This window comes from Halorhabdus amylolytica (assembly GCF_004944975.1).
Lineage (GTDB): Archaea > Halobacteriota > Halobacteria > Halobacteriales > Haloarculaceae > Halorhabdus > Halorhabdus amylolytica.
The window spans coordinates 209,124-217,838 of sequence record NZ_SPQG01000001.1 but is presented as its reverse complement, the minus strand read 5'-3'; the positions used below and the strand labels follow the sequence as shown (position 1 = coordinate 217,838).

Sequence of the window (8,715 nt, the reverse complement as noted above, 5' to 3'; positions counted from 1 at the left end):
GAGTGGCGAACCCTGGACGTGATCGTTCAGGCGAGTGGCGAACCCTGGACGTGACGGGCGTCAGCCGAGCGGATTGTACTTGAAGACGTACCTGAGCAGGCCAGTCAGGTAGGCAAGCAGCCACAGCACAGTGTAACCGACGACGCCGATACGCAGGCGTCCGCGCCAGTGGCCGAGGTCACGTTCCTCGTCGTCGAGGGCTTCGAGATCGAAGTCGGTGGCGCTCCGGAACTCGGCCGAGGCCCACTTCGCGCGGAGGATCCGTACGATCCCGGTCGCCGCGAGGACGAAGAACGCGTAGGCCTGCACGCCCAGGAAGGCGTGAACGACCGCGACCCCGCTACGCTGACTCCAGAATTTCGGGATCATCCACGCGATCAGCGGGACGGTCGTCAGTGTCAACCCGAGAGTGACGACGGCGAGGTGACGTTTGAGCACGCCCCACGTGATGGGGTCGCTGACGATCATCAGCCAGGCGCCGTACAGGAAGCAGGGGAGGCTGAGCGTGACCGCCAGGACGACGGCCGTCGCGATCGCGGCGTCGGTGACCATCGCCGGAGCGTTCGGACGGCGAGCGCTAAAACGTGCCGAAGCGACGGCAGGCGAACAGCGGCTGGGTCCGCCACCCAGTGCCGACCAGAACCCGTAAACGGACCGCGACCCAACCCTCGGGCGATGACGCCCGCCAAGTCCGCCGACGGGGGCCCAGAGCGTGGCGAGGACGACGACCCGGAGACGAATGTGGACGACGACCCCTCACTCGCGGAACTCCGCGAGCAGGTCGAGACCGAGTACGACTTCGAGAACTTTGGCCCGGAGGACATGGCGGAGATGGAACCACGGGAGTGGGAGGCAGCGTTCGATCCCGAAACCTGGATTACGGGGAATCGACTGCTGGATCGTCTGGAAGCTGACCTCCGCCAACGGGTAGCAGATCGGGACGTCTTCGCCCGGATTGACCGCGAGGATGATCGGCTGGTTGCCTACTCCGATTCGAGTTACGCCGTCGTCCACCCCGACGGGACGGTCGAGGGTGAGGGGACCGTCCTGCGCGACGTCAAACCCTCGGTCGCGCTGTGTTCGATGGAGTCTTACGAGGTGCCCGATCCGCCGGAGGGTGATCTCCTGCCCGATCCAGAGGACGTCAGTGAGGGCGACGGTGAAGTGGGCAATATTGTGGTCCAGGCCCTCTCGTTCGTCCAGTTGCTCGCTGGCCTCGTGCTGGTCGGGTATGCCGTCGTCGTCGGCGGTGCGATCGCCTTGGTCGCCGGGCTGGCCCTACTCGGGATCGGACTGTTCCTGCTGGTTCTGGTCGCTAACGCCCGGCTCTCGGACGCCTACCGGGCCGAGGAGTACCGCCGGCGATTGCGGGAGATGGGCGTTGACGACGATCGGCCGGCGTTCGTTCCGGATCTCGGAGAGTCACTGACTGCCGATGCGGCCGATGCCGTCGAGCCAGCCGATCCCGAGGAGCGGATCGACACTGACGGGAGCACCCTCTCGAACCCCGATTGAGAGGGCGTCACATGACCCCGGTTCGAGCGGCGGTCGAAACCGGCCGTATAACCGGCAAAAGGCGCCGAAGATGGCGCTTCCGGTGGGTTTATACAAATACGCCTCTCAGCATGACCCATATGCACAGGCGGGACTTTCTCCGGTCGGCGGGTACGGTCGCCGGCGGGACGGCGGCCGCCGCCGCGACCGGCTCGGCCGCCGCTCAGGAAGGTGGCGGAGGCGCCCAACCGGACTATGGCGGGTGGTTTTCGGACGTGAGTAACTTTTCGAGCACGGCGGATTACCGCGGGCAAGACGAGGTCACGGTCGAGGTGGGCGTCGAGGGCAACGGCGATTACTGGGCGTTCGGCCCCCCGGCCATCCACGTCGACGCCGGGACCACCGTTATCTGGGAGTGGACCGGTCAGGGCAACGCCCACAACGTCGTCGCCGAGACCGACGACTATTCCTCGGGGCCGCCCGTTGCCGAGGCCGGCACGACCTTCGAACGCACCTTCGAGGAAACGGGCATCTCGAAGTATTACTGTGACCCGCACCTCTCGGTCGGTATGAAAGGGGCCGTCGTCGTCGGTGACGACTATCCCGCCGTGGAAGCGGGGGCGTCGACGCCAGTCAATCCCGAACACATGGGGGTGCCCTTCCAGCCCCACTACGTCGGTATCGCGACGTTCCTGGCAATCTCCTCGACGATCGCCTTCACGTTCTACCTGCTGAAGTACGGCGAGTCGTCTCATACGAAAGGAGGGAGTAACTGATGTCGTCTTCGGGTAGCACCTACGGGGACATCCACCGCTACGAACCGCCCCGGGAGAGCATGACGGCCGTCGTCTCGATCGTCCTGTTGACGGTCGTCGAGATCGCGCTGGTCGGCGTGTTCACCTTCGGCCTGATCAGCGGTTGGGGTGTCGCCTCGAACGACGGCGGCTTCGGGAACATGTTCCTCGGAACGGCGATGGCGGCGATGTTCGTCAACCTCGCGTTCATCCTCCTGTTGTACCGCAAGGAGTTCCTCCCGGACGTGATGATCGTCAAGAAGCGCCGCCGGAAGTGGGAGGACCTCTACATCCGTGAGGACGATGTCGACGGTGAGTCGATGACTGACGGTGCCCGCGAGACGTTCAAACGCGCGATCTACCCCTACATGAAGCGATAACTATGCCAGGAGATCCAGACAAGTATCCGACTGAATCGGGTCGACGACGCTTCGTGAAAGGCGTCGTGGGATCGGCCGCCCTCGGGAGCGTGGCGACCGGTGGCGCGACCGCGATCGGGCTGACGACCTCTTCCAGCGGCGTCGGGGGCGGGATCACCGAGTACGTCGGGATCGCCAACACGGACGGACCGGCACCACGGGCGATGCCGATCGTCCCGGTCGAGGTCGCCGACGACGGAACGATCAAGGGCCGGTGGCCGGACACCAGTACGGAGACCGTTCAGGGCCAGCAGGTTACACTCGCAGAGATGGACCTCGGCGGGATGACCTATAGTTCCTCGTGGTTCCAGTACTGTGGCGTCCAGACTTACGCCGGGATCGATCCCGAAGCCGATCAGGACAACGTGTTCCGTGCTGTGACCGGTACGTACGACTGGCAAAGTGACATGGAAGACGGCCAAGCACTCACGCTTTCCGATTTCGAGGATTACGAGACCTGGAGCAACGACATCGGAAAAGGGGGCCTCGGCAAGCCGGCGAAGGCAGGCTGGCGGTCTCAGGGAGACGATGTTCAAACGATCCCGGTGCAGGTACTGCGAAGCCCGGAGATCCCGAAGATGATCAACGGTGAGGGGGAGTACAGCAACCTCTCGGAATCAGTCCGCCGATTCCTCGACGCTGCGACCCAGGAAGACGTCATGGCCTGGCTCAACAAGTGTACGCACTTCTGTTGTGTACCCGGATTCAAAGCTTATCCCGGGAGCACTAACTTCGGTGCGGAGAACGGGGTCTACTGTCAGTGTCATCAGTCGGTGTACGACCCGTTCCAGCCGGTCGAAAAACAATTCACGGCGCTCCCGCGCCCGGGTGACTGACAATGAGTCTCGAACGCAAAGACGACCACGACCACGAAGCCTGGATGGAAGAGCGGGAGTTTACCCGTCTGGAAACGGCGTACCTGACCGTGCTGATGTGGCTCGATAAGCGTCTCCGGATCGTCGACTATCTGGAGATCTTAGAGAACCTCTATTACAAGGTCAACATGCAGATGCCCAAGAGCCACACCGAGCAATACGGGCTGGACAACAAGTTCTGGTACTGGTATCCGCTGTACGCGCTTGGGTCGTTCTCGACGCTCGCGTACATCGTTGCGGCGATCTCGGGCGCGCTGCTCGGGTTTTACTACTCACCGGGGGCGACCGGGGCCTCCGGGAACCCGACGATGGCATACGAGTCGATTACGTTCATCATGACCGAGGTGAACTTCGGGTTCATGCTCCGGAGTATCCACCGCTGGTCGGCTCAGGTGATGGTCGCCGCGGTATTCTTGCACATGCTGCGGGTGTACTTCACCGGCGCATACAAGGAGCCCCGCGAACTCAACTGGCTCATCGGGATCGTCCTGATCAGCCTGACGCTCCTGTTCGGGTACACGGGCTACCTCCTGCCATGGGACCAACTCGCCTTCTGGGCCGGCCAGATCGGCGTCGAGATGGCGCTTTCGATCCCGCTGATCGGCGAATGGGCTGCTCAGCTCATCTTCGGTGGGTTCACGCCGAACCCGGCGACGCTCCAGCGGATGTACATCCTCCACGTGTTCTTCCTGCCGTTCATCGTGACTACGTTGATCGCCGTCCACATCGCGATCGTCTGGATGCAAGGCATCGCCGAACCCCACTAACCATGACCGAGGACACAGACACCACCGAGGCACGTGCCGACGGCGGCGGGACGGGTATCGTCCCGCCCGACGACGAGACGCCGACCTGGAGCGAGCGCAAAGCACGCAAACAGGGGTTGGCGCGGACGACCTACGAGTACTTCGAACGCGCACGCCGAGAGGATCAGCAACTCCGCCAGGAATCGGATTACGTCGAGCGTGACGTACTCGGTTTCCCGGCCTGGCCCCACGAGACGATCCGCAACCTCGCGTTGACGAGTTTCTTCGTCGGGGCGATCGTCTTCCTGTCAGCGACGCTGCCCCCACACATCGACGCGCCCGCCAACTCCGGCGTGACGCCGCCGACGATCCTGCCGGACTGGTACCTCTACTGGTCCTTTGGCCTCCTGAAACTCGGGCCGCTGAACCCCGATCTGGCGTTGCTCGGCGGCCAGAAACTCATGGCCGACCGGACGTTCGGTGTGCTGGCGAACCTCGTCGTCGTCGGCGCGATCGCCATCGTGCCGTTCCTGAACAAGGGAAGCGCCCGCCGGCCGGTCGAACAGCCTTTCTGGGCGTCGGTCGGCGTCTTCGGCGTGATCCTCTCGATCACGCTCGCAGTGTTGTCGGTGAAGAACCTCTTCCCGATGGATTCACACCTCACGTTCGACCTGACGTTCCTGGTACCGTTCGTGGGAGCGTTCATCACCTACGCGGTGTTGAAGTCGATGCGGGAGGGGTACATGTTCGAACTCAACCGCCGGTACTACCGGCTTCGCCCACCGAAGTGATCCATGAGCCACGCGACACACACAGGACCGACCGAATCGACCGTGACCGACGGACACGAAAAGACCGACAAGTCGACGGCGACGGCCGACGGGACCGCGAGCGACCGCCGGGATGTGGTCGTCCCGCTACGGGTCTACAAGGCTGTCTCGGTCTTCTCGACACTGTTCGCCATCCTTGCGATCGTCGCCGGCTTCGTCGCGCTGGATGGGGCGACCAATCGCGCCACGGCCGAGCTCTCGGAAGTCGATCCCCTGATAGCACTCGCCGGTCTCGGAACGATCGTCTTCGGTGCGGTCGTCTACGCGTTCTCGACGCGGTTCCGGACCGAGGGAATGGGTCCCGACGGAGGTGAGACCGATGGCTGACGAGTTCATGAAAGGCTTCGGGATCCTGGTGACGGCCGGACTGGGCTGGATGGTCATCGCCGGCTGGTACAAGACCCCCTCCTTCCAGGGGACGCAACTGCTTGGCGAGTATCCCGAGAGTCCGGACGTGTTCAGTCAGATCGCGATCTATCTCGGCGAGAGTCTGTTCTACTTCGCCATCTTCGGCGCGCTTGCCTTCTGGGTACTCGTGCCCGCGATCAACCAGGCTCGCCAGGCATACGACGATCGGTCGTAGGCTGTCCTAACCTGACGGGTTTCCGGGGGCGGTTTCATATCGTTCGCTACAGCGTCTATAGCTGCCTTATCGAATAGCGACATCGTACCGCATGTCTGCAAGTGCCTTCGGACGGATGTCCACGGCAAAAAGGTCGGCTCTCAGACGACGGCGCCCCAGGCCGGCGCGATAAGGAAAAAGAGACTCTGGTAGGCGACGTACGCGAGCGTGAGCAGCGAGGCGGCGATGGCGCCTTTCGGGCGCTCGATCGGGACGTCACGACGGGCCTCGACCTTGCGGGCCTCGAACTCGAAGAAGTCGGTGATGAACAACCCGAGCACGAGCACCGAGGTGACCATCCCGGCGTGGTGATGGAGCGTGAGATAGTAGAAGGCGGCCAGCACGAGCAGGGCGTTCGAGGCAGCGTGCGGGAGGAACCGCGACATCGCCTCGGCGCCGCCTTCCTCGGCAGCCTTCACGTGTCGTCGGTGAGCGAGCACCCGTGTGAGCAGATTCACGAGCACCAGGATCAAGAGGACGTACTCGATGCTGTCTCCGAGAACCGCATCGAGCGGCCCGAACAGCGAAACCGGTGGCATGGTCGACGCCACGGCCGGTATCCATTAGAGTGTTTCCAAACCGGCACTGGAGCGTGGCCGTTGCATCACTGGAGTATGGTCGTTGCGTCACTGGAGTATGGTCGTTCGATATCGCCAGGAAACGCACTCTACTCACTCGGCAGGGAACACGGGATCGACGTCAGCGTCCGTCAGACCACGGCCGTCGGCGACCTCGTCCGGACGCGGCCGTTCGGCGTCGGTTCGGAACGCCGACTCGCTCTCGGGGACGACGACCAGGGGGAGGTGACCGTCCGCGTCGACGACGAGGCGATCGCCGGCGGGCACTCCTCCTGCATCGCGACCGTCGACCAGCAACGAGACCGGGGCGTCCTCGCGCTGGACAGTCATCGACAGCGCCGGACCGTCGGCCGGCAGCGAAACGACCCAGTGGTTGCGCTCCGTCTTGAACGCCCCGACGGGGACCACTGAGAGACCACGGAGGTCCGGGCTGAGGACGGGGCCGCCGATCCGGCGGGCATAACCGTTACTACCGGCGGGAGTCGCGACCACGACGCCGTCGGCCCGGAACGTCGAGATCGCTTCCTTCGGGGTCGAGACCGCGTACTCGGAGATGTGGGCCGGCTCGCTCGTGACGAGCATCACGTCGAGCAACGCCGTCTCGACCCGTTCGCCCTCGCGGTGGACGGCGAGTATCGGTCGTTCGCGAACCGTGGCTGCCCCGTCGTCGAGTCGTTGCAGTGCCGTCTGGAGCGCGTCCGAGGGAACGGCTTCTAGCCCGCCTTGGACGGCGACCGGCATCACCGGGGTCGAACAACCCTGGCGCGCGAGGTCGAGCACGGCCGCTTCCCCGACAGCAAGGACGACAGTCGCGTCGTCGATGCTGCCGGCTGTCCCCGGGCGGACGCGTCTGCCCACCGATTCGACCAGTTCGGAAACGGCCCCTCGCTCGTCGCCGACGACCGCGATCGGACCGGCGCCCGGATCGTCACTCATCATACGATTGCTGGCCGTTCGCCCTCAAAAAGCCACCGCACCCGGCGACGGGCCAGCGATCGTCGGGAAGAGTTTTTATCTGCCCCCGTCGAGGGGAGAGCTATGCGGGACGTCCTTGCGGAGTGGCGACCGATCATCGACGAGGCGATCGCGGAGTTGCTCCCGCGGGAGGTCGACGACGACTACCTCCGTGACTTCTTCGGCGAACCGACCTACCGGTACGACCCCGCTGCGATCCAGCACGCACTCTCGGATCCAGTCTGGGATCTCCTTGATCGCGGCGGGAAACGTTGGCGGGCGGTTGTCTTTCTGTTGCTCGTCGAGGGGTTCGGCGAGGACCCGGAGGAGTTCCTGCCGTACGCGATCATCCCGGAGGTACTCCACAACGGGACTATCATCGTCGACGACGTCGAGGACGGGGCCTCGATGCGACGCGGCGAGCCGGCACTTCACCGTACACACGGGGTCGACGTCGCACTCAATGCGGGCAACGCGATGTACTTCCTGCCGTTGAAGGTCATCACGCGTAACCCGGCGAACCTGGACGCTGAGACCCGACTCGCGGCCTACGAGATGCTGATGTACGAACTCAACCGGACCCACCTCGGCCAGGGGATGGACATCCACTGGCACAACGAACGGGCCGTCCGGATCGACGAAGCCCAGTACTACGAGATGTGTGCGTGCAAGACGGGCTGTCTCGCCCGGATCGTCGCCAGACTCGCGGCGATCGTCACGGGTCAGTCCGAAGAAGTCGAACACCAGGTCGCCAGGTACGCCGAACACCTCTCGATCGCCTTCCAGATCGGCGACGACATCCTCGACGTCGAGAACACGCTGGATCAGGCGGGCGACTTCGGCAAGGAGTTCGGTAACGACGTCCGGGAAGGCAAAAAGACCTTGATGGTGATCCACGCCGCCGAACACGCCCCCGCCGAGGACGCCGCTCGGCTCGGAGAAATCCTGAAATCCGAGGACAACACCGACGAGGAAATATTCGAGGCCATCGACATCTTGCGATCGGCCGGGAGCGTCGAGTACGCCCGCGAACGCGCCCTGGAGATCGCCGATGTCGCCAAGAAGGAACTCGCGGCGGTTGATCTCGAACCTGAACCTGCCTCCCACCTCGCCGAGTTCACGACGTTCGTCGTCGAACGCGAGCAGTGATCGGTCCGTCGAGCACCTCTCCTGGTCCCGACACTGCCGCCGGCCGAATTCTCCGATCGCCAACCGGACACCATTGTGCGTACCAACATATTCACTACCGGGGACGTCGAACGACCCGCTATGACTGACGGCGCTACGGACCTGTCTCGCCGGGACGTACTCAGATCGGCGGGCGCATTCGCGGGTGCATCTGCAGCCGCGGGTGCCGCCGGCACTGGGGCTGCTCAAGAGGGCGAAAGTGGAGGCAGCGGCGG

General features: G+C 64.0%; 12 protein-coding genes. 9 read left to right on the top strand and 3 right to left on the bottom strand.

What is annotated here, in order from left to right; translation table 11 throughout:
• Positions 1 to 60 precede the first annotated feature (60 nt).
• Complete coding sequence (locus E3374_RS01105; protein WP_136686860.1) at positions 61 to 552, bottom strand: DUF7321 family protein; 492 nt, start codon at positions 550 to 552, stop codon at positions 61 to 63.
• A 123-nt stretch (positions 553 to 675) separates the two neighbouring features.
• Here E3374_RS01105 and E3374_RS01100 point away from each other — a divergent pair, with 123 nt between their 5' ends.
• The 8 genes from E3374_RS01100 to E3374_RS01065 all read left to right on the top strand — a co-directional run bounded on the left by E3374_RS01100 (position 676) and on the right by E3374_RS01065 (position 5,741).
• Positions 676 to 1,515 (top strand): sensor domain-containing protein, encoded by an 840-nt coding sequence (locus E3374_RS01100; RefSeq protein WP_248299361.1) that lies wholly within the window; start codon positions 676 to 678, stop codon positions 1,513 to 1,515.
• Between the two features lie 119 nt (positions 1,516 to 1,634).
• Positions 1,635 to 2,270, top strand: coding sequence for a halocyanin domain-containing protein (locus tag E3374_RS01095; protein WP_136686858.1), 636 nt, complete (start codon positions 1,635 to 1,637; stop codon positions 2,268 to 2,270).
• A complete protein-coding gene (locus tag E3374_RS01090; protein WP_136686856.1) occupies positions 2,270 to 2,668 on the top strand; it encodes a DUF7318 family protein in 399 nt (132 codons plus the stop codon). Before E3374_RS01095 ends, E3374_RS01090 begins: the two co-directional genes overlap by 1 nt.
• A 2-nt stretch (positions 2,669 to 2,670) precedes the next feature.
• Positions 2,671 to 3,543, top strand: coding sequence for a Rieske (2Fe-2S) protein (locus tag E3374_RS01085; RefSeq protein ID WP_136686854.1), 873 nt, complete (start codon positions 2,671 to 2,673; stop codon positions 3,541 to 3,543).
• A gap of 2 nt (positions 3,544 to 3,545) precedes the next feature.
• A complete protein-coding gene (locus E3374_RS01080) occupies positions 3,546 to 4,349 on the top strand; it encodes a cytochrome b (RefSeq protein ID WP_136686852.1) in 804 nt (267 codons plus the stop codon).
• A 2-nt stretch (positions 4,350 to 4,351) separates the two neighbouring features.
• Entirely contained in the window at positions 4,352 to 5,119 is a 768-nt protein-coding gene (locus E3374_RS01075; RefSeq protein WP_136686850.1) for a cytochrome b family protein, read from the top strand.
• 3 nt (positions 5,120 to 5,122) lie between these two features.
• The gene (locus tag E3374_RS01070) at positions 5,123 to 5,485 is read left to right on the top strand and encodes a DUF7315 family membrane protein (RefSeq protein ID WP_248299360.1); all 363 of its coding nucleotides are present in this window, start codon (positions 5,123 to 5,125) and stop codon (positions 5,483 to 5,485) included.
• A complete protein-coding gene (locus E3374_RS01065; RefSeq protein ID WP_136686848.1) occupies positions 5,478 to 5,741 on the top strand; it encodes a DUF7314 family protein in 264 nt (87 codons plus the stop codon). Before E3374_RS01070 ends, E3374_RS01065 begins: the two co-directional genes overlap by 8 nt.
• A gap of 140 nt (positions 5,742 to 5,881) precedes the next feature.
• Here E3374_RS01065 and E3374_RS01060 read toward each other — a convergent pair whose 3' ends face one another.
• Both E3374_RS01060 and E3374_RS01055 read right to left on the bottom strand, forming a co-directional pair.
• Positions 5,882 to 6,319 (bottom strand): DUF7313 family protein, encoded by a 438-nt coding sequence (locus tag E3374_RS01060; protein ID WP_136686846.1) that lies wholly within the window; start codon positions 6,317 to 6,319, stop codon positions 5,882 to 5,884.
• A 132-nt stretch (positions 6,320 to 6,451) separates the two neighbouring features.
• Positions 6,452 to 7,294, bottom strand: coding sequence for an NAD(+)/NADH kinase (locus E3374_RS01055; protein WP_136686844.1), 843 nt, complete (start codon positions 7,292 to 7,294; stop codon positions 6,452 to 6,454).
• 102 nt (positions 7,295 to 7,396) lie between these two features.
• Here E3374_RS01055 and E3374_RS01050 point away from each other — a divergent pair, with 102 nt between their 5' ends.
• On the top strand, positions 7,397 to 8,461 hold the full coding sequence (locus tag E3374_RS01050; protein ID WP_136686842.1) for a polyprenyl synthetase family protein: 1,065 nt from the start codon (positions 7,397 to 7,399) through the stop codon (positions 8,459 to 8,461).
• Positions 8,462 to 8,715 lie beyond the last annotated feature (254 nt).